Genomic DNA, 18034 nt, shown 5'->3' with positions numbered 1-18034 from the left:
ACGGCACCGGGGCGATGCAGGCTGGCAACGCGGAGGTGCGAGGGCGGCTCAGCCCGTGACGCCATCGGCCTCTTCGCCACCGGCTGTGGCGCGATCACGCATCCCTTTGCGGTACCACACGGTCCACAGCAGCAACGCGCCATAGATGCCGTAGCCGATAAACGGCGATACGACGAGAAAACGCTCGACAGGCCACGTCATCGCCATCCACGCGCGCAGGGTGGTTTCGCCGGTCAGGCCAGCACCCCAGACGGCGGTCATCAGCCGAAGCACGGACACAAAGGCGGGACGCTCGTGCCACAATGCTTCAATGCGCGCTGCGCCGTCAGCCATTTCGCGCGCGACCGTGGCACGTGCCAGATAGAACACAAGCGGTCGCGGCATCGCGAGCGAAAACAGGAACGTGACGCCGACTGCGCCGGACACGAGCGATTCACGCAGTAACAACATGCGAGGGCTGCCGCCAAGCGCCATCGCCGCAATCGACAGTACGATGCCGAGCAGTACCATCACGCTCAACGCATCGACACGCCGGAAGCGGGCCAGCTCAATCGCGCTCCAGACGAGCGGCGGCACGGCGGATGCAATCAGCCCGCCCGTCTCTCCCCAATGCGGGACCGAGAGCCGGTAGGCAAGCCACGGTAACACCAGGTTGACTGCCAGCTCGAAGAGGAAGCTCGCGCGTAGTTTCATTTCGATCGGTATCGCGGAGAAGGTTGTCAGGTGCGACCAGCCACGTTTTCGCGAGCACGGGACAGGCTGGGCATTGCCTGTCACCGGCTTGCGGCGTGCGTTTGTTGCGTGCGTGAATCGAACCACCAGGCGCCGTCGAGGTCTGCAATAGTCTGTGCGAAACTTGTATTTCGCCGCCCAACCAGCCGCCATGATCTCACGTTACCCAATCCCGCTAAACGAAATCGAACTGACTGCCGTGCGTGCGCAAGGGGCGGGCGGACAGAACGTCAACAAGGTGTCGAGCGCCATTCACCTGCGCTTCGACGTGCATGCATCTTCGTTGCCTGACGTACTCAAGATGCGTCTGCTCGCGCTCTCCGATCATCGGTTGACACGCGATGGCGTGGTCATCATCAAGGCGCAGGAGCACCGGACCCAGGAAATGAATCGCGCAGCGGCGCTCGCCCGTCTGGACGAACTGATTCAGAGCGTCAGCGTGGCCCGCAAGGCGCGCGTCGCCACGCGTCCGACCCGCGCGTCCAATATGCGCCGGCTCGAAGGCAAGTCAAAGCGTAGTGAGATCAAGGCCGGGCGTGGACGTGTGAGCGACTGATCTCTTGTCCCCCACCGTTGTCTCTTCGCGGAGCGCGGAGCCCGGGGCGAAGTCAGCGTGGTCCGGCCCTCGAACGGTCGGGTAGAAAGTCGGCACAGAACACTTCGAGGCCGTCCTTGCCGTTGATCGCGATGGCGGTCGTGTAGCAGTCCTCGCCCTCGGTCAGCGAATAGTGCGGTCCCATCATCGCGACCCGCCCGGGAGCCGCCAGTGCATGCCGGAAGTAGGCGCGTCGCGACCAGTTGCAAAGCGTGTCGGGAAAGAGCGGGGCGAGCCGCGCTGGCGGCGGCCCGACATCGTGCGAAGCGACGGACGGCCGCTGTTGGAGTCCGTTCGCATCGAGTACGAAGACCCGGCGCGCTTCGCTCACGCGGAACACATGTTCAGCCGCCTGCGGGAGATCGCCGGTCGCGGCAAACACCATGGCGCCGGCGCGGACGGCTTCCGCAAAGCTCTCGAAACCGAGCCGCTGATAACGCGCGTTCGCGACATCGTAGGCGGCGTACTTTTGCCACATCGATTCGATCAGGCAAGGCGCGGCGGCGCCCGCGGCTTGCACCGAAGTCTGCGGCTGTCCGAACCAGAAGCCCTGCACGAAGTCGACGTCCGCCTGCATCAGGATCATCAGTTCATCGTCGGTTTCGACGCCTTCCGCGAGAACGAGCGTTCCCGCCTGATGCAGCATGGCAATCAGATGGGTCATCAGCGTCTCGTCACCCTCTCGCTTGCCCGCGCGAGCGATCAGCGACCGGTCCAGTTTCACGATATCCGGCCGGAAACGCCAGACGCGGTCGAAGTTCGAGAAGCCGGTGCCGAAATCGTCGATCGCAATCAGAAAGTCGCGCGGCCGCGTGGCCGCGAGCGTGCGCGCGACCGCGGCTTCGTCGCCAGCGGGCTGCTCCAGCAGTTCGATCACGATGCGCTCGTGCGGCAGCCCGAAATGCGCGGACAGCTCGTCGATGAAAGCGCGATGCGGCCAGCGTGTCTCGAAGACCTGCGGCAGTGCATTGAGGAAGAGCCAGCAGGTGTCGATCTTCTGTTCGACGAAATTCGCGACGTGCAGACACCGCGACAGACGGTCCAGGATGGGCGCATTGGCATGCGCTTCGGCCTGCGCGAAGAGGATGTCCGGTCTCACCGGGTTGCCCGCCGGATCAGTCGCGCGCAAAAGCGCCTCGTAGCCGACGATGCGCTGGTGCGTGATCGACAGAACCGGCTGGAACACGCTATAGAGCGTGATCGAACGCCAGTTGGCCGACCAGCCGGCGCCATCCCGCACGATACGGGGAAGGAGGCGGGGGAGCGTCAGTTCGTCGACGGTGGACATCATGGCTCGCTGTGTAGACAAGGCAGTGCTGCAAAACGCTGCCAGCTGCGCGCGGATACCGCGTAGGGTCGGCGACGATCCGCATCGCCTGAGCGGTCAAACCTGTGTCCCCAACGCGCAAGTCAACGCCTGCTTCGCCAGACGTCTGCCATGGATTGGGTCATCAACCAGTCTATCAGGTCATTTCCCCCTACGAGTGTTCGGGGCATCACACTGCGCTCTGTCCGTTCGCGGCGTGCCGGGTATCCTGCTGCTTTTTCAAAGGAGATGGGCATGGCGGAAATTGCAGTGGTGGCAATCTCGGTGGCGAAACCTGGTTATGAGGTGCAGTTGCGCGCCGCGCTCGAAGGTATCGTGGCCCCGACGCGCAGCGAGGCGGGCGCGTTGCAATACGATCTGCATCAGGATCTGCATGAGCCGCGTCGCTTCGTCTTCGTCGAACGATGGGAAAGCGAGGCGGCGCTGGCGGCACACGCGAAGTCAGCCCATATATCGGCCTGCAGACAGGCGGTGGCGGACTGGGTCGAGCAAGCGGAAATTCGCGTGGTGTCGAAGATCGCCTGAACGGCGGAAGGGGCGGATAGATGAAGCGCGGAGCCCGTTCAGGCGTCGCGGAGCGGATATTGCTGGCCGCGCTACCCTCATCGCTCACGGGGTGAATGAAGGCGGACGCGTGCCTGCCTTCATCCATCGCCGGGTGGAACGGCCGGCTTAGTGCGTGGCTTGCGGTACGTCGAGGATCAGAATAATGGTCCAGTCCGCGTCGCCCTCGTGGTGGTACTGGCGTTCGGCGACGATAAACGGTTGCTGCTTGCCCGCCGGGCCCAGAAACAGCACGTCGCCTTCCATGGGCAGGCATTCGACGGGCGGCAGTGCAAGGAACGCTTCCTGGTTGCCACGCGGCATCAGTTTTTCGATCTTGCGGGATGCCGCTTCAGTCCATTCGATGTCCAGCTGGATGTTACTCATTCTGTCCTCCGCACCAGGGTGCGCACGGGTTGGGGTTGGTTCGGTGCGCGACTTTAGCATACCGTCCCCCGTCCTCCGGCAATAAAAAAGCCGAAGCCGGTTACGCCGGCTTCGGCTTTTCTACCTGCGCGGCGCATGCCGCGACGCCGGGCCTTGACCCGTAATTCCTGTCATTCGTTATTCGCTGGCGGCCATCGGCTTGGCGGGCTTCTTGTGGTGCATCGTCTTGTGTTGCGGCATGGCTGGCGCGCTTTCCATGGCTTGCTGTTTCGACTGCACGTCCTGTGCGTGTTGCTCGAATTCAGCTGCCTTGGCCGGATCGGTGCTCATCGTGATGCCTTTGTCCGTTTGCGCATAAGCCGCGCCCGTCATCGCGGAAAGGGCTACCAGGACTGCCAGGGACACTTTTTTCATCGCTACCTCCGTAGAGTGGTTTATGGACCCGAGTAATGCCTGTCCAATCGGAAAGACACTGCATTCTAGCCAGCAATATCCGCTCCAGTAGGCAGGTTGTAACAGAATTCACGGATCGTTACATCTGGTTACATTTACCGGCTGAGGTCATCGGCCTTGTTGTGCAAGGCGGCGAGCCGACGCGCGTGGATTCAGGAAGGGGCGGGTACTCCTTGGGTCCCACTTCGCTCAAAACCAGCCGATTGCCCGATAGACGTGAAATTGTGCAATACCGATCAATTCATGCATGGCGATTTCTGCATTGACGAGATTGGCGTAGCGCGGCAACACGCCCGTCTGGGCGCGACGGGTGTTCGACACGACAGGCTGCGGCGTGATGTCAAAGCGCCTGAAATCCAGCAATGCCCGTCGCATCTGATGAGCTGAGGTGACCAGTATCAACGAATCGTAATGTTCGCGGGCCAGAATAGGGGTGACGTACTTTGCATTTTCGTACGTGGTACGGCTTGCGTTCTCAAGAATGATGTCAGGTCGCGCGACGCCCTTGCGCAGCAGCCAGGGCAGATAGACGTCTGCTTCGGCGGCTTCGTGCCGTTGCGGGTTGCCGCCGCTCACGATCACCGTGCAGTGGGATGCGATACGCGTGCAGATCGTGTACAGGTCGGCGGTTTTTTCGATTCGGGCGAAGCCATCGTGTTTCGGAATGAGGTGTTCGTTATCGTCGTATTCGGTGCCGCTGCCGAGCAGGATGATTGCGGGGCGCCCTGAGAAAGTTGCATGCGCAACCGGCTGCACGCCGGCCTGAGCCCAGGCGAGCAGCGGTGCTGTCAACCATCCCGCCGACAGCAACCAGAAGAGCGTCAGGCCAGCGATGGCAATCATCGGACGCAACCGCCGCATTAGCGCGAAAGCGGCAAAAAAAAGCGCCAATAAAGTGAATAGAATCAATTTAAATGGGGTAACGTATGACTTTCAGGACAATCCTCGCGCCAGCCATCGCACCGGGACCGGCTGCATCGTCGGCACGTGGAGGGAACGCAAAAAGCGCGTTCTGACGGGGGTTCTGAATTCTACAGGCAGCGCCCGGTGACAAACGGAACATCGGGCAGATCCGGTGCTTCGCCTCTTGTCGGTGGCGCGATGATGAGGTGTCGTGCAAGTTGTGTCATGGCTGCACTTTAAGAAAGATGTGAGATGACCACGTATTCCAATGAAGCTGTACTTGAAGCGCTGCGGCGGGCGCAATATCGCCAGGTGCCCTGGGCGCGACGTCCCGGAGTTTTCGAATATCTTCGCGCGCTGGGCCTCATGGAGACGGTCCGCCAGCGCACGGTGGCACCCGCGCCGGGTTTTCACGCTCCGGTGGACATTGCGGTGTTGACCGAGCGGGGCCGGGCAGAGTTTGCGCGGCTCGAACGTGACGAACGTTCGCTGAACTGGCAGGCCCACCGGATGAACGACTACGTCGCTCTGGTCCGCGAAGCGAGTACGACCGCGCTCGAAGCGCGCCCCTGACACCGCCACGGACTATCTGTGAAGCCGGCGAATACACCGGCCTCGAGACCGGTGCGCGAAAAAAAAAGCCCGTATCGCAAGATACGGGCATACCGGAACTACTTTGCCACGCTGTGCTTATGGCTTGAGTGAGACCTCAACGGTTTCAAAGTGGTTCCCGTCATTGTTTGCCTCGTTTGTTTGACGGGGGATTTTCCGCGCACGCCCGAACTGAATCCGCCTCGATCCTCCGTCCAGTCGCTCTGCTTCGATAACCCCAGCCGTAGATTCACCGACGCCGCTGCCCCCCGTCGCGAGGCGGTTCGGACCGTTCGCGAACATTGCTGGCAATGTCGCCGCGCAGGTCACCGCGCGGCGCAGGCGGTGTGAATGCGTGACCGCGGGCATCATCCTGCTGCCAGGCTTCAATGCTGGCTGGATGTTCCGGACGCCAGTTCCAGCCCTGCGGGCGTTGCTGGGCCAGCGCCGGTGCAGCAAGCGATGAAACCACAATGCCGCACAGAAGCATGGACACTGGTTTCATGATGGGCTCCCGTCAAGCCGCCTGATAGGGCTTGTTCGCATACTCGTACGGTATGCCTGGGAGCGAAAGCCTGCTGTAAATAATGGTAATGAGATGTTTCGTCAGGTGCTGAATACGTAGTCGGTCGCACCTACAACGGAGGTGGAAGTCTGGCAGTCTGCTGCGGTCTGAGTGTCGGCGAGTTGCCCCGCCTAGGCGAAAACAGCGTTAGTGGCGCAAACCTGTCGTTCGCGCCCGAAAGCAGGTCACGCGATGAATACGCAACGGGCGCCCGAAAGCGCCCGATGGCGTGGGGTCGGCCTCAGGCCATTTTCACCGGCGCACGCCAGGATTCCGGATTGGTCCAGAATGCGCCGCGCAGACGATCGCGGCTCGGCGGTGCAGGCGGCTTCGCTGCTGTAGCACCGATCCGGCCGCGCAGCGAAATTTCCCGGCCGCTCGTGCCGAGGCGCTTGACTATTTCGGCGAGCGTACCATCGGCCTGCCACTCGTCGAAGCGGCGGCGGCACGTCGGCGGCGACGGATAGCGGCCCGGCAGCTTGGACCAGCCTTCGCCTGTGGACAGCACCCACAGGACGGCATTGACAACCGCGCGCGCTTCCACGCGAGGCCGACCGCGTCGTTCGCTGCGTGCTGGCTCCGCACAGAACAACGCCTCGACCAGCGCCCACTCGTTGTCTTTCAAATCGTCGAACAGCATCATGTTTTCACCTCAGCGAAGCTAACTCCGGTGCGCTGCCCCGCGCCGCGCACTCTTCATGCACCCGATCTCGAGTGCCAGGCGGGGTCGGGCAAGCCACGGCGATTGGAATGAACTATCGGCAACCCGCGCCGACCCAGTGCATACCCTTATGCAGGAAGCGTGCCATTCCTCCCTGCAACCCCCTTGAAACCCCGTGGCAACAGGCCAGCGCGGGCGCTAGCCAGGGGCGTATGAGAATCCAAAAAACCCATTTCGCAAATCGGGACAATCACCAATCTTGTGCAATCAGGCCCGCCCAGCGTGCGTTTGCGCTTTATTGCTGCATTGCAGCGAATAGTCGTCGATGGGCTTCCGCCGAAAGAAACAATAGAATGCGCATCAATGCCTGATATCTATGAGATCGATGGATGAATGTGACGCTGCGACAATTGCGGGTCTTTATCGAGGTCGCGCGACTACAGAGTTTCAGCCGCGCGGGGGATGAGATCGGGCTCACCCAATCCGCCGTGAGCCGCTGCGTGCGCGAGCTTGAATCGGAAATCGGGCTGAAGCTGATCGACCGCACGACACGCGACGTGCAACTGACCGATGTCGGCAGCAACCTGATTGCAAGTGTGTCGAGGCTCCTGACCGATCTTGACGACGCCTTGCGCGAAATCCGCGAAATGGGCGAGCAGCGGCGCGGACGCGTCGTGGTGGCGGCAAGCCCGACGGTCGCCTGCCGGCTGATGCCGCAGGTGATAGCAGGGTGCGGTACGCAGTTTCCTTTCATCACGCTGGGCTTGCGCGACGACGTCCAGAGCGACGTCGTGCGCAAGGTGAAGTCGGGTGAGGTCGATTTCGGCGTGATCATCGGGCCGTTTTCCGCGGATGATCTCGCGAGCGAATCGTTGATGACCGATTCGTTCTGCCTCGTGGCTCGCAGCGACCATCCGCTGGCTGCGCAGCAGCAGGTTGCCTGGACGGATCTCGAGGGGCAGCGACTTGTGATGCTCGACTATGCATCTGGCAGCCGGCCGATCATCGATGTCGTTATGGCTCAGCATGACGTCAAGGCCACCGTGGTGCAGGAGCTCGGGCACCCGGCGACCGTGTTCGGGCTGGTGGAGGCGGGTATCGGCGTCAGCGTGTTACCGTGGCTCGCGTTGCCGGTGCCGGCGGATTCGTCCCTGGTCGCGCGGCCGCTCGTGCCTCGCGCGGAACGAACGGTTGAACTGGTGCGGCGCCGCGACCGGTCGCTATCTCCTGCGGCAGAGGCAGTTTGGGGGGTGATCCGGCAGTTGCCTGCACGGGCCGAAGACTTGCGCTGAGAACGGCGCGGCCTGGGACGGATGCCGGCTTGCCGTCGCGGGCGTTCGGCGAACCGTTAAACTGACGCTTTTCGATCAATCAACCCCACCGACGTGAATGCCTCGATGAGCACAGCGGATCTGCCCCAGCTTTCTTCTCCCCATGCCCGCGACGCGGTGCGCGCGTTGCGGTCTTCCCAGATTCGCGAGGTAGCAAACGCGGGCTTCGGTGTCGACAATGTGCTGCCGTTCTGGTTTGGCGAGTCCGACCGGGTCACGCCGCAGTTCATCCGCGACGCGGCAAGCGACGCGCTTGGCGCCGGCGCGACCTTCTATACGCACAATCTGGGCATCGCGCCGCTGCGCGCAGCGCTCGCCGACTACGTGAGCGCGCGGCACGGAGCCACCGACGTCGAGCACGTCGCGGTCACGAGCGCCGGCGTGAACGCGTTGATGCTGGCGGCCCAGCTCGTCGTTGGGGCGGGTGACCGGGTGGTCGCGGTGACGCCCCTGTGGCCGAATCTGGTCGAAATTCCGAAAATCCTTGGCGCCCATGTGCATACCGTCGCGCTCAGTTATGGTGCGGCGGGCTGGACGCTCGATCTGGAAGCGCTGCTTGCTGCGCTCACGCCGGATACCCGCCTGTTGATGCTCAACTCACCTAATAATCCGACCGGCTGGGTGATGACCCGCGAAGAGCAGCGCGCGGTGCTCGAACATTGTCGTCGCCACGGCATCTGGATCGTCGCCGACGAAGTCTACGAGCGTCTCTACTACGGCGATCCGGCTGGCCCGGACGAGCGCGCCGGCAGCGCGCCGTCGTTTCTCGATCTGGCTGCGCGCGACGAACGCGTGATTTGTGTCAATTCATTCTCGAAGGCTTGGCTGATGACGGGCTGGCGGCTAGGCTGGATCGTCGCTCCCACCGCGCTGATGGACGATCTCGCGAAACTCGTCGAGTACAACACGTCGTGCGCGCCGTCGTTCGTGCAGCAGGCCGGTATCGCGGCCGTACAGCACGGCGAGCGTTTTACACAGGATCTGGTCGCCGGGCTGCGCGCCTCCCGCGACCATCTTGTGCGGGCGCTGTCCGCCTTGCCGGGCGTCGATGTCAAGGCGCCTCCGGGCGCGATGTATCTGTTTTTCTCGTTGCCGGGTGCGGGGCAAAGCCTCGAACTGTGCAAATCGCTGGTGCGCGAGGTCGGGCTGGGGCTCGCGCCGGGCAGTGCATTCGGCCCGGAAGGCGAGGGCTTCGTGCGCTGGTGCTACGCGTGCGATACGGCGCGACTCGATGCCGGTGTGGAGCGCCTGCAGCGCTTTTTGCGCGAACACGGTGCACGCTGAGCGGCCCTGGGTGAAGACGGGACGCACCTGAGCGCCGGAGTACGTCCCGTATTTCGTCTTTACGCACCGGATATTTTTGCGTAAGATGGCGCTCAGTCAAGCGATTCCTTACAGGATTTTCGCTGATCCGTCCGGCTGGGCTTGGCTCGATTAGCCTGTTTCGCCTCCCCCCGGTGCGTGCTCCCATCAATATGACCGATCAGAATCGGGCGAGCGCGTCTTCAGTTCCATATCGTCTGTCTGATCCGGTCCTTTGACCCTAACTCATAAGGTCGACCTGGCTGCATGAATACCCAAGAGGCGAAAATCGTCCTCGAGACTGCCTTGATCTGCGCGCAGGAGCCGTTAAAGCTCGGCGAGTTGCGCAAGCTCTTTGCCGACGGTGTGTCGGCAGACACGGTTCGAACGTTGCTCGAAGACCTGAAGCAGGACTGGTCAGGTCGCGGGGTTGAACTGGTGGGGCTGGCGTCTGGCTGGCGCTTCCAGAGCAAGCCTGCGATGCGCTCGTATCTCGATCGTCTGCATCCCGAGAAGCCGCCGAAATATTCGCGCGCCGTGCTCGAGACGCTTGCGATCATTGCGTACCGGCAACCCGTCACGCGCGGCGACATTGAGGAGATTCGCGGCGTGACGGTCAACACGCAGGTGGTGAAGCAACTTGAGGATCGTGGGTGGATCGAGGTCATCGGTCATCGTGATGTACCGGGGCGTCCGGCGCTGTATGCGACGACGCGTTCGTTTCTCGATGACCTCGGGCTGAAGGCGCTTGATGAACTTCCGCCTCTCGACGACCCGTCGGCGCAACTGAATGTGACTCTCCTTGGCCAGCATGCGATCGAATTCGCTGACGGTGAAATGCCAGGCGGCGAACCCGTAGCCGAAGTTGCCCCGGACGTCGTTGCGGACGCGATGCACGAAAATAGCGAGTTGCCGGAGGCTGTTGCAGGTCATGTCGACGCGGAAGCCGCGGCGCTGCCAGAAGGTCCGACGGGCGTCGAGTTTGACGCCGAACGGGCGCCCGGGGCGGCGGGTGAAGACAAACCCGCCCGGCCTTCGCATGCAATGGAAGCCGTCGCTCGCGAAGAACACGGCGCTGCGGCTGCAGGGGTATCGTCGCAGACCGCTGAAGCAGATATTGAGTCGCACACCGGGGAAGCCATGGGCATTACCGGGCAGGAAGTAAATCAGGATCGGGTCTCCCAGGCCGATCCAGCAGCACCCGCGCACGACTCGGGCGATCTTCGCGTTGCAGACAACGCAGAGCCCGCCGCTGAGCCGAACCCGACACGTGCGGCACACGACGACGATCATGATGATCGCCGCGAAGCCGTGCGGGACGCAGGCCTCCTGACTGACGACGAAACCGAGTCGCGCAGCGCCTGACGTAACCGAACTATTTGCCGCGCCCGCAACGGGCGCGCGCGACCTGACATTTTGAGGTTGTTTTGACACATACCCACGACACCGATTCGTCCGAATCTGAGCGCGCCGCACGCTCCGACGAAACGCGCGAGGCGCAGACGTCGGCCGGCGAGAGTCAGCGCAGTGGCGAGAGCGCGGGCGCCGACGGCGAAGACCGTCCGCGTCGCGGCCTGCGTCGCGGCCCACGTAGCCTGATCGCGCGCCGTCGCGCGGGGGCGAAGGCGAAGGGCGCCGAAGGCGCGTCCACGCAGGATCCCGTTGCTCCGGTGGTGGCGGAAGCGCCGCCGGACGGCGAAGTCGTGGCGCAGGCGCGGATGCCGCGCAAGGGTGGCGGCAGCGGTCAGGGGCCGCGCAGGAACAGTGGCGGCGGCAAGCGGCCGGGCGCCGTGCGCGAAGGCGCGCCGCGCGAGGGTGGTCAGCGGCAAGGCGGTCAGCGCCAGAACCGCCGAGGCGACGTGCCGCCGGTGGTGGCCGCAAGCGAGGCTTCACAGGACGATCTGTTTTCATACGTGACTTCGCCGGCTTTCGACGCCGACAACAGCGCGACTGGTGGCGTGCGTGCGCCGATGCTGCGTCGTGGGCGTCCGCAGGCGCCCAAGCGCGTGCTGTCGCCGGACGACGACGCGCCGAAGCTGCACAAGGTGCTCGCTGAAGCCGGAATGGGCTCGCGCCGCGAGATGGAAGAGCTGATCGTTGCAGGGCGGGTGTCCGTCAACGGCGAGCCGGCGCATATTGGCCAGCGAATTATGCCGACCGACCAGGTTCGCATCAACGGCAAGCCGGTCAAACGCAAGCTCCAGAACAAGCCGCCGCGCGTGCTGCTGTATCACAAACCCACCGGCGAGATCGTCAGTCATGCGGATCCGGAAGGTCGTCCATCCGTATTCGACAAGCTGCCGCCGATGAAGACCGCCAAATGGCTCGCTGTGGGCCGCCTCGACTTCAATACCGAGGGTCTGCTGATGCTGACCACTTCGGGCGACCTGGCTAACCGCTTCATGCATCCGCGCTATAGTGTTGAGCGCGAGTACGCGGTGCGCGTCGTAGGCGAACTGGCTGAGGGCATGCGTCAAAAGCTGCTGCACGGCGTCGAACTGGAAGACGGTCCGGCGAATTTCCTGCGCATTCGCGATGGCGGCGGCGAAGGCACGAATCATTGGTATCACGTCGCGCTAGCCGAAGGACGCAACCGCGAGGTGCGCCGCATGTTCGAAGCCGCGGGCCTGATGGTCAGCCGGCTGATTCGCACGCGCCACGGTCCGATTTCGCTGCCGAAGGGTTTGAAGCGCGGCCGCTGGGAAGAGTTGGAAGAAAACCAGGTGCGCGTGCTGATGGCGTCGGTTGGTCTTAAGGCGCCGAGCGAAGAGAAGGGCGGCCGCAATGCGGCGCCGGAACGCCGGCAGCCGGATCCGATGCAGACGTCGATGGGCTTTATCAGTCGTGAGCCCGTGCTGATGTCGCACGGCCGTCTGGCGGACCAGCAACCGCGCGGCCACGGTCGCCGTGGTGCGGCTGGAGGCTTCGGCGGCGGGGCGTCATCGGGCCTCGGTGGCGGCTATGGCGGTGGTCGCGGTGCCGGCATGGGGCGTAGCGGCGGTCCCGGAGCGGGTCCGCGTGGCGGACGCGAAGTCGATGGCAACCGTGCACCCTCGGGCAATGGTGGCAATCGCGCTGCCGGCGGCAATCCTAACCGCGCGGGCGGCAGCGGCGGCAACCGCACGCCGGGCGGCAACGGTGGCGCTCGTGCCGGCGGCAATCCCAACGCGGCGGGCAATCGCGGTGGTCCGCGCAGCGGCAGCCCGCGTAACCGTCCGCGTAGCCGCTAAACCGGTGTATGAGGTCAATGCGGCGACAGCGCCTTGACCTCGGTGCCGCCGCAGCTCGGGCGATGGCTTGCTCCGGCTTCTCTGTCACGCTTTCGTGAGGACGCAGCAGCACGGAAGATTCCTGTGAAATCAGGCTGAAGTGCGCGCTGCGCAAGCATTGCGCGGTTTGCGTTTGTACCGAAAAATGCTACAATCGCAGAGTCGCTGGGCGTGCGGCTTTTCAAGTGCGGCTCAGGTGCGACCACCGGCAATAGGATGATGGGCGTTTAGCCCATTTTTTTTTGGCCGAAGCGGTTCAGCATCTCGGGTAGCACGAACGTGCGCCGGCTTGGCGCTCGGCCCGCAGGTGTTCGTTGGCAACCCGGCAGGCTCGCTGCGCGAACATCTTAGAGGGCACTGTGCAACTGACGGAACTGATTGAAACCACGGTCGTGGGCCTTGGCTACGAGCTCGTCGATCTCGAGCGCACCGGGCGCGGCATGCTGTGCGTGTATATCGACCAGCCGGCCGGCATCGCGATTGAAGACTGCGAAAAGGTCACGCGTCAGCTCCAGCACGTTTTGACGGTCGAAAACATTGACTACGAGCGGCTTGAAGTCTCGTCGCCCGGTCTCGACCGTCCGCTGAAAAAACTGGCGGACTTCGAACGCTTCGCGGGCAGCGAAGTGGTTATCACCTTGAAAAAGCCATTGGACGGACGGAAATCGTACCGGGGCATCCTGCATGCCCCCGAGGGCGAAACGATCGGTCTGGAATTCGAAGGGAAGGAAGGCGCCGCGATGCTCGATTTTACTGTAGCGGACATCGATAAGGCACGCCTCGTCCCCAAAGTTGACTTTAGGAGCCGCAAACAATGAGTCGCGAAGTGTTGATGCTGGTGGATGCGCTGGCACGCGAGAAGAACGTTGACAAGGACGTGGTTTTTGCCGCCCTTGAGGCGGCGCTCGCTTCGGCCTCCAAGAAACTCTTCGAAGAAGATGCGGACATCCGCGTCCATATCGACCGTGAAAGCGGTGAGCACGAAACCTTTCGCCGCTGGCGGGTAGTGCCGGACGAAGCGGGATTGCAGGAGCCGGATCAGGAAATCCTGCTGTTTGAAGCGCGCGAGCAGAAGGCCGACGCGCAGGTCGACGATTTCCTTGAAGAGCCGGTGCCGTCGATCGAATTCGGCCGTATCGGCGCGCAGGCCGCCAAGCAGGTGATCCTGCAGAAGGTGCGCGACGCCGAGCGCGAGCAGATCCTGAACGACTTCCTGGAACGCGGCGAAAGCATCATGACCGGCTCGGTCAAGCGCCTCGATAAGGGTAACTTCATCGTCGAATCGGGACGTGTCGAAGCGCTGTTGCGCCGCGATCAGCTGATTCCGAAGGAAAACCTGCGTGTGGGCGACCGTGTGCGCGCCTATATCGCGAAGGTCGATCGCACGGCTCGCGGCCCGCAGATCGAGCTGTCCCGCACGGCGCCCGAATTTCTGATGAAGCTCTTCGAAATGGAAGTGCCGGAAATCGAGCAGGGCCTGCTGGAGATCAAGGCGGCTGCGCGCGATCCCGGCGTGCGGGCGAAAATCGGCGTCGTCGCGTACGACAAGCGCATCGATCCGATCGGCACCTGCGTTGGTATCCGCGGCTCGCGTGTGCAGGCTGTCCGTAACGAGCTCGGTGGCGAAAACGTCGACATCGTGCTATGGTCGGAAGATCCCGCCCAGTTTGTGATCGGCGCGCTCGCGCCGGCAGCCGTCCAGTCGATCGTCGTCGATGAAGAGAAGCATTCGATGGACGTCGTCGTCGACGAAAACGAACTGGCGGTCGCAATCGGCCGCAGTGGCCAGAACGTGCGTCTTGCCAGCGAACTCACCGGCTGGCAGATCAACATCATGACGCCGGACGAATCTGCGCAGAAGCAGAATCAGGAACGCAGCGTACTGCGCGACCTGTTCATGGCGCGTCTCGATGTCGACGAAGAAGTCGCTGACATCCTGATCGACGAAGGTTTCACGAGCCTCGAAGAGATCGCTTATGTACCGCTCAACGAGATGCTTGAGATCGAGGCGTTCGACGAAGACACCGTTCACGAGCTGCGCAACCGCGCGCGCGATGCACTGCTGACGCAGGCGATTGCAAACGAGGAAAAGGTCGAGAATGTAGCGCTCGACCTGAAGAGCCTCGACGGAATGGATGCAGACCTGCTCGCGAAGCTGGCCGAACATCAGATCCAGACGCGCGATGAACTCGCCGAGCTGGCAGTGGATGAGCTGGTCGAAATGACCGGAATGGAAGAGGATGCCGCCAAGGCGTTGATTATGAAAGCACGTGAACACTGGTTCCAGTGAGAAATGACCATGGCGCACTAAATTGAAAGCGGCCCTCAGGCCGCATGACAGATGCTAACCGCAAGGAATCGGTCCTTGCATTAAGAGGAATGAATGGCGAGTAACAACGTAGCCCAATTTGCCGCGGAACTGAAAATGCCTGCCGGCGTGCTGCTCGAACAGCTGCAGGCGGCGGGCGTCACAAAAGCGAGCGAAGACGATACCTTGTCCGAAACGGACAAGGCGCGTCTGCTTGACCACTTGCGCAAGTCGCACGGTTCGACGGATGCCGACAAGCGCAAGATCACGCTGACGAAGCGGCACACGTCGGAGATCAAGCAGTCCGACGCGACGGGCAAGGCTCGCACCATTCAGGTCGAAGTGCGCAAGAAGCGCACCTTCGTCCGCCGTGACGAAGCGGCCGAACAAGGCGGTGAGGCATCGAACAATGTGGCCGACGAGACGGATGATCTCGAACTCCAGCGTCGCGAGGAAGAAGCTCGCCACGAAGCCGAGCTGCTCGAGAAGCAGGCTCAGGAGTTGAAAGCTCGTCAGGAACAGCTCGAGCGCGAAGAGGCAGAGCGCCAGGCTCGCGAACAGGCGGCCGAGGCGGAGCGTCGTCGCGCGGAAGAAGAGACGGCGAAAAAGCGTGCCGCGGTACTCGCCGAAGCGGCTGCGCGAGCTGAAGCCGAACAGGCCGTGCAGGCTGAGCGCTCAGCCGAGCAGGACGACGAACGCGCTGCAGCAGAACGCGCGGCGCAACGCGAAGCGGCGAAGAAGGCTGAAGACGCCGCTCGCCAGGCAGCCGAAAAGACGCGTGCCGAGCAAGAAGAAGTCAGCAAGCGTCGGGCAGCGGCAGAAGCCGAAGCGCGCGCGATCCGCGAGATGATGAACACGCCGCGCAAGGCGCAGGCGAAGGCGCCGGAACCGGCACCGAAACCCGCTGCAGAGCCGGCCAAGGCTGCGGAAGCCAAGGGCACGCTGCACAAGCCGGCGCGTCCGGCAGGCGAAACGACGGCCCGGCCGGCCGCAAAGAAGCCTGCTGTTGCGGCACCGGCTGCGACACCGGCGCCTTCCTCTGCCGGCGACAAGAAGAAGCCGGGCGGCGGCAAGGGCGGCTGGCAGGACGATGCAGCGAAGCGCCGCGGCATCAAGACGCGCGGCGATTCGAGCGGCGGCGTCGATCGCGGCTGGCGCGGTGGCCCGAAGGGTCGCGGCAAGCACCAGGATCAGAGCACCACGTTCCAGGCTCCGATCGAGCCAATCGTGCGCGAAGTACACGTACCGGAAACTATCACTGTTGCGGATCTCGCGCATAAGATGTCAGTGAAGGCTTCGGAAGTCATCAAGGTGATGATGAAGCTTGGCCAGATGGTCACGATCAACCAGATGCTGGACCAGGAAACGGCGATGATCATCGTCGAGGAACTGGGTCATCACGCGGTTGCCGCGAAGCTGGACGATCCGGAAGCGATGCTGGTCGAAGGCGAGATCTCTGACGCAGAAGCGCTGCCGCGTCCGCCGGTCGTCACCGTTATGGGTCACGTCGACCACGGCAAGACCTCGCTGCTGGACTACATCCGTCGCGCGAAGGTGGCGGCGGGTGAAGCGGGCGGGATTACGCAGCACATCGGTGCGTATCACGTTGAAACGCCGCGCGGCGTCATCACGTTCCTCGACACGCCGGGTCACGAGGCCTTTACGGCTATGCGTGCCCGCGGTGCGAAGGCAACGGACATCGTGATTCTGGTAGTCGCCGCCGACGACGGTGTGATGCCGCAGACGAAGGAAGCGATTGCCCACGCGAAGGCAGGCGGCGTGCCGCTCGTCGTCGCGATCAACAAGATCGACAAGCCGGATGCGAATCCAGAACGCGTGAAGCAGGAACTCGTCGCCGAAGGCGTCGTGCCGGAAGAATACGGTGGCGATTCGCCGTTCGTGTCCGTGTCGGCGAAGACCGGCGCAGGTATCGACGATCTGCTCGAAAACGTGTTGCTTCAGGCCGAAGTGCTGGAACTGAAGGCACCGGTCGAAGCTCCGGCCAAGGGGCTCGTGATCGAAGCGAAGCTCGACAAGGGTAAGGGTCCGGTCGCAACGATCCTTGTCCAGTCGGGTTCGCTCAATCGCGGCGACGTCGTTCTCGCAGGCAGTGCCTACGGCCGCGTGCGCGCTATGCTCGACGAAACGGGCAAGCCGACCAGGTCGGCAGGGCCGTCGATCCCGGTTGAAATCCAGGGTCTGTCGGAAGTCCCGGCGGCTGGCGAAGAAGTCATCGTCATGCCGGACGAGCGCAAGGCGCGTGAAGTCGCATTGTTCCGTCAAGGCAAGTTCCGCGACGTCAAGCTGGCGAAGCAGCAGGCAGCGAAGCTCGAAACCATGCTCGAACAGATGGGAGAAGGCGAAGTGCAGTACCTGCCGCTTATCGTCAAGGCCGACGTGCAGGGCTCGCAGGAAGCGCTGGTGCAGTCGCTCCTCAAGCTGTCGACCGACGAAGTCCGCGTGCAGATCGTGCATAGCGCCGTGGGTGGCATCAGCGAATCCGACGTCAACCTGGCGACGGCTTCGAAGGCGGTCATCATTGGCTTCAACACGCGTGCGGATGCGCAGGCGCGCAAGCTCGCGGAATCCAATGGCATCGATATCCGCTACTACAACATCATCTATGACGCAGTGGATGAAGTGAAGGCCGCGATGTCGGGCATGCTGGCGCCAGAGAAGCGCGAAGTGGTGACCGGTATGGTCGAAGTTCGCCAGGTCTTCAAGGTGCCGAAGATTGGCGCAGTGGCCGGCTGTATGGTCACGGACGGCGTGGTCAAGCGGACGTCGTCGGTGCGCGTGCTGCGCAACAACGTCGTGATCCACACCGGCGAACTCGACTCGCTGAAGCGCTTCAAGGACGACGTCAAGGAAGTGCGTCAGGGCTTCGAGTGCGGTATGTCGATCAAGAACTTCAACGACATCGTCGAAGGCGACCAGTTCGAAGTGTTCGAAGTGACGGAAGTCGCGCGTACGCTGTAATTCTGGCGCAACGCTCAAAGGGCGGAGCGGGCGCTTGCCCGGATCCGCCCTTTGCTTTTTGTGTCGGCGCGTGGCGTCGGCGTTCGTC

At 63.0% G+C, this 18034-nt stretch carries 17 protein-coding genes; 10 read left to right on the top strand and 7 right to left on the bottom strand.

All coding sequences use genetic code 11. From position 1 onward, the window contains the following. Positions 1–48: 48 nt before the first annotated feature. Positions 49–693 carry a VC0807 family protein gene (locus B0G77_RS19925; protein WP_133663667.1) on the bottom strand — a complete coding sequence of 215 codons (645 nt, stop codon included), beginning with the start codon at positions 691–693 and terminating at the stop codon, positions 49–51. A gap of 190 nt (positions 694–883) precedes the next feature. Between B0G77_RS19925 and arfB the strand changes: the two genes are divergently transcribed. Further along, positions 884–1288 carry an alternative ribosome rescue aminoacyl-tRNA hydrolase ArfB gene (gene arfB, locus B0G77_RS19920; protein ID WP_133663666.1) on the top strand — a complete coding sequence of 135 codons (405 nt, stop codon included), beginning with the start codon at positions 884–886 and terminating at the stop codon, positions 1286–1288. Positions 1289–1340: 52 nt separating this feature from the next. On the opposite strand, the gene B0G77_RS19915 is transcribed toward arfB, so the two are convergent. Continuing rightward, a complete protein-coding gene (locus B0G77_RS19915) occupies positions 1341–2615 on the bottom strand; it encodes an EAL domain-containing protein (RefSeq protein WP_133663665.1) in 1275 nt (424 codons plus the stop codon). Between the two features lie 273 nt (positions 2616–2888). Between B0G77_RS19915 and B0G77_RS19910 the strand changes: the two genes are divergently transcribed. Further along, positions 2889–3179: a putative quinol monooxygenase gene (locus B0G77_RS19910; protein ID WP_133663664.1), complete on the top strand. Its 291-nt coding sequence runs from the start codon at positions 2889–2891 to the stop codon at positions 3177–3179. A gap of 147 nt (positions 3180–3326) precedes the next feature. Here the strand turns inward: B0G77_RS19910 and B0G77_RS19905 are convergent, their stop codons facing one another. The 3 genes from B0G77_RS19905 to B0G77_RS19895 form a co-directional block, all read right to left on the bottom strand. Further along, entirely contained in the window at positions 3327–3584 is a 258-nt protein-coding gene (locus B0G77_RS19905; RefSeq protein ID WP_133663663.1) for a DNA-binding protein, read from the bottom strand. A 177-nt stretch (positions 3585–3761) separates the two neighbouring features. Then, the gene (locus B0G77_RS19900) at positions 3762–3998 is read right to left on the bottom strand and encodes a hypothetical protein (RefSeq protein ID WP_133663662.1); all 237 of its coding nucleotides are present in this window, start codon (positions 3996–3998) and stop codon (positions 3762–3764) included. Between the two features lie 228 nt (positions 3999–4226). Further along, the gene (locus tag B0G77_RS19895; protein WP_243751054.1) at positions 4227–4880 is read right to left on the bottom strand and encodes a YdcF family protein; all 654 of its coding nucleotides are present in this window, start codon (positions 4878–4880) and stop codon (positions 4227–4229) included. Between the two features lie 312 nt (positions 4881–5192). On the opposite strand from B0G77_RS19895, the gene B0G77_RS19890 reads away from it, so the two are divergent. Then, positions 5193–5513: a hypothetical protein gene (locus B0G77_RS19890; protein WP_133663660.1), complete on the top strand. Its 321-nt coding sequence runs from the start codon at positions 5193–5195 to the stop codon at positions 5511–5513. A 268-nt stretch (positions 5514–5781) separates the two neighbouring features. Here B0G77_RS19890 and B0G77_RS19885 read toward each other — a convergent pair whose 3' ends face one another. Together B0G77_RS19885 and B0G77_RS19880 are read right to left on the bottom strand one after the other, a co-directional pair. Continuing rightward, complete coding sequence (locus tag B0G77_RS19885; RefSeq protein WP_133663659.1) at positions 5782–6036, bottom strand: hypothetical protein; 255 nt, start codon at positions 6034–6036, stop codon at positions 5782–5784. Between the two features lie 301 nt (positions 6037–6337). Beyond that, positions 6338–6739 (bottom strand): transposase, encoded by a 402-nt coding sequence (locus B0G77_RS19880; protein WP_133663658.1) that lies wholly within the window; start codon positions 6737–6739, stop codon positions 6338–6340. A gap of 407 nt (positions 6740–7146) precedes the next feature. Here B0G77_RS19880 and B0G77_RS19875 point away from each other — a divergent pair, with 407 nt between their 5' ends. The 7 genes from B0G77_RS19875 to infB all read left to right on the top strand — a co-directional run bounded on the left by B0G77_RS19875 (position 7147) and on the right by infB (position 17946). After that, complete coding sequence (locus B0G77_RS19875; RefSeq protein ID WP_133663657.1) at positions 7147–8049, top strand: LysR family transcriptional regulator; 903 nt, start codon at positions 7147–7149, stop codon at positions 8047–8049. A 105-nt stretch (positions 8050–8154) separates the two neighbouring features. Beyond that, positions 8155–9372 (top strand): pyridoxal phosphate-dependent aminotransferase, encoded by a 1218-nt coding sequence (locus B0G77_RS19870; protein WP_133663656.1) that lies wholly within the window; start codon positions 8155–8157, stop codon positions 9370–9372. A gap of 285 nt (positions 9373–9657) precedes the next feature. Continuing rightward, positions 9658–10755, top strand: coding sequence for an SMC-Scp complex subunit ScpB (gene scpB / locus B0G77_RS19865; protein ID WP_133663655.1), 1098 nt, complete (start codon positions 9658–9660; stop codon positions 10753–10755). A 62-nt stretch (positions 10756–10817) separates the two neighbouring features. After that, on the top strand, positions 10818–12620 hold the full coding sequence (rluB, locus tag B0G77_RS19860; RefSeq protein ID WP_133663654.1) for a 23S rRNA pseudouridine(2605) synthase RluB: 1803 nt from the start codon (positions 10818–10820) through the stop codon (positions 12618–12620). 398 nt (positions 12621–13018) lie between these two features. Beyond that, complete coding sequence (gene rimP / locus B0G77_RS19855) at positions 13019–13477, top strand: ribosome maturation factor RimP (protein WP_133663653.1); 459 nt, start codon at positions 13019–13021, stop codon at positions 13475–13477. Continuing rightward, positions 13474–14949: a transcription termination factor NusA gene (gene nusA / locus B0G77_RS19850; protein WP_133663652.1), complete on the top strand. Its 1476-nt coding sequence runs from the start codon at positions 13474–13476 to the stop codon at positions 14947–14949. The genes rimP and nusA overlap by 4 nt, the downstream gene beginning before the upstream one ends. Positions 14950–15042: 93 nt before the next feature. Further along, positions 15043–17946 carry a translation initiation factor IF-2 gene (infB, locus tag B0G77_RS19845; RefSeq protein WP_133663651.1) on the top strand — a complete coding sequence of 968 codons (2904 nt, stop codon included), beginning with the start codon at positions 15043–15045 and terminating at the stop codon, positions 17944–17946. Positions 17947–18034 lie beyond the last annotated feature (88 nt).

It is taken from the genome of Paraburkholderia sp. BL10I2N1, assembly GCF_004361815.1.
Lineage (GTDB): Bacteria > Pseudomonadota > Gammaproteobacteria > Burkholderiales > Burkholderiaceae > Paraburkholderia.
This window is presented reverse-complemented; position numbering and strand designations above follow the sequence as displayed.

What these genes read in the sequence shown, in the direction of transcription:
- B0G77_RS19875 (WP_133663657.1), top strand. Translation starts at nt 7,147, where the DNA reads ATGAATGTGACGCTGCGACAATTGCGGGTCTTTATCGAGGTCGCGCGA.
- scpB (WP_133663655.1), top strand. Translation starts at nt 9,658, where the DNA reads ATGAATACCCAAGAGGCGAAAATCGTCCTCGAGACTGCCTTGATCTGC.
- infB (WP_133663651.1), top strand. Translation starts at nt 15,043, where the DNA reads ATGGCGAGTAACAACGTAGCCCAATTTGCCGCGGAACTGAAAATGCCT.
- nusA (WP_133663652.1), top strand. Translation starts at nt 13,474, where the DNA reads ATGAGTCGCGAAGTGTTGATGCTGGTGGATGCGCTGGCACGCGAGAAG.
- arfB (WP_133663666.1), top strand. Translation starts at nt 884, where the DNA reads ATGATCTCACGTTACCCAATCCCGCTAAACGAAATCGAACTGACTGCC.
- B0G77_RS19910 (WP_133663664.1), top strand. Translation starts at nt 2,889, where the DNA reads ATGGCGGAAATTGCAGTGGTGGCAATCTCGGTGGCGAAACCTGGTTAT.
- B0G77_RS19895 (WP_243751054.1), bottom strand. Translation starts at nt 4,880, where the DNA reads ATGATTGCCATCGCTGGCCTGACGCTCTTCTGGTTGCTGTCGGCGGGA.
- B0G77_RS19915 (WP_133663665.1), bottom strand. Translation starts at nt 2,615, where the DNA reads ATGTCCACCGTCGACGAACTGACGCTCCCCCGCCTCCTTCCCCGTATC.
- B0G77_RS19890 (WP_133663660.1), top strand. Translation starts at nt 5,193, where the DNA reads ATGACCACGTATTCCAATGAAGCTGTACTTGAAGCGCTGCGGCGGGCG.
- B0G77_RS19885 (WP_133663659.1), bottom strand. Translation starts at nt 6,036, where the DNA reads ATGAAACCAGTGTCCATGCTTCTGTGCGGCATTGTGGTTTCATCGCTT.
- B0G77_RS19905 (WP_133663663.1), bottom strand. Translation starts at nt 3,584, where the DNA reads ATGAGTAACATCCAGCTGGACATCGAATGGACTGAAGCGGCATCCCGC.
- B0G77_RS19925 (WP_133663667.1), bottom strand. Translation starts at nt 693, where the DNA reads ATGAAACTACGCGCGAGCTTCCTCTTCGAGCTGGCAGTCAACCTGGTG.
- B0G77_RS19870 (WP_133663656.1), top strand. Translation starts at nt 8,155, where the DNA reads ATGAGCACAGCGGATCTGCCCCAGCTTTCTTCTCCCCATGCCCGCGAC.
- B0G77_RS19880 (WP_133663658.1), bottom strand. Translation starts at nt 6,739, where the DNA reads ATGATGCTGTTCGACGATTTGAAAGACAACGAGTGGGCGCTGGTCGAG.
- B0G77_RS19900 (WP_133663662.1), bottom strand. Translation starts at nt 3,998, where the DNA reads ATGAAAAAAGTGTCCCTGGCAGTCCTGGTAGCCCTTTCCGCGATGACG.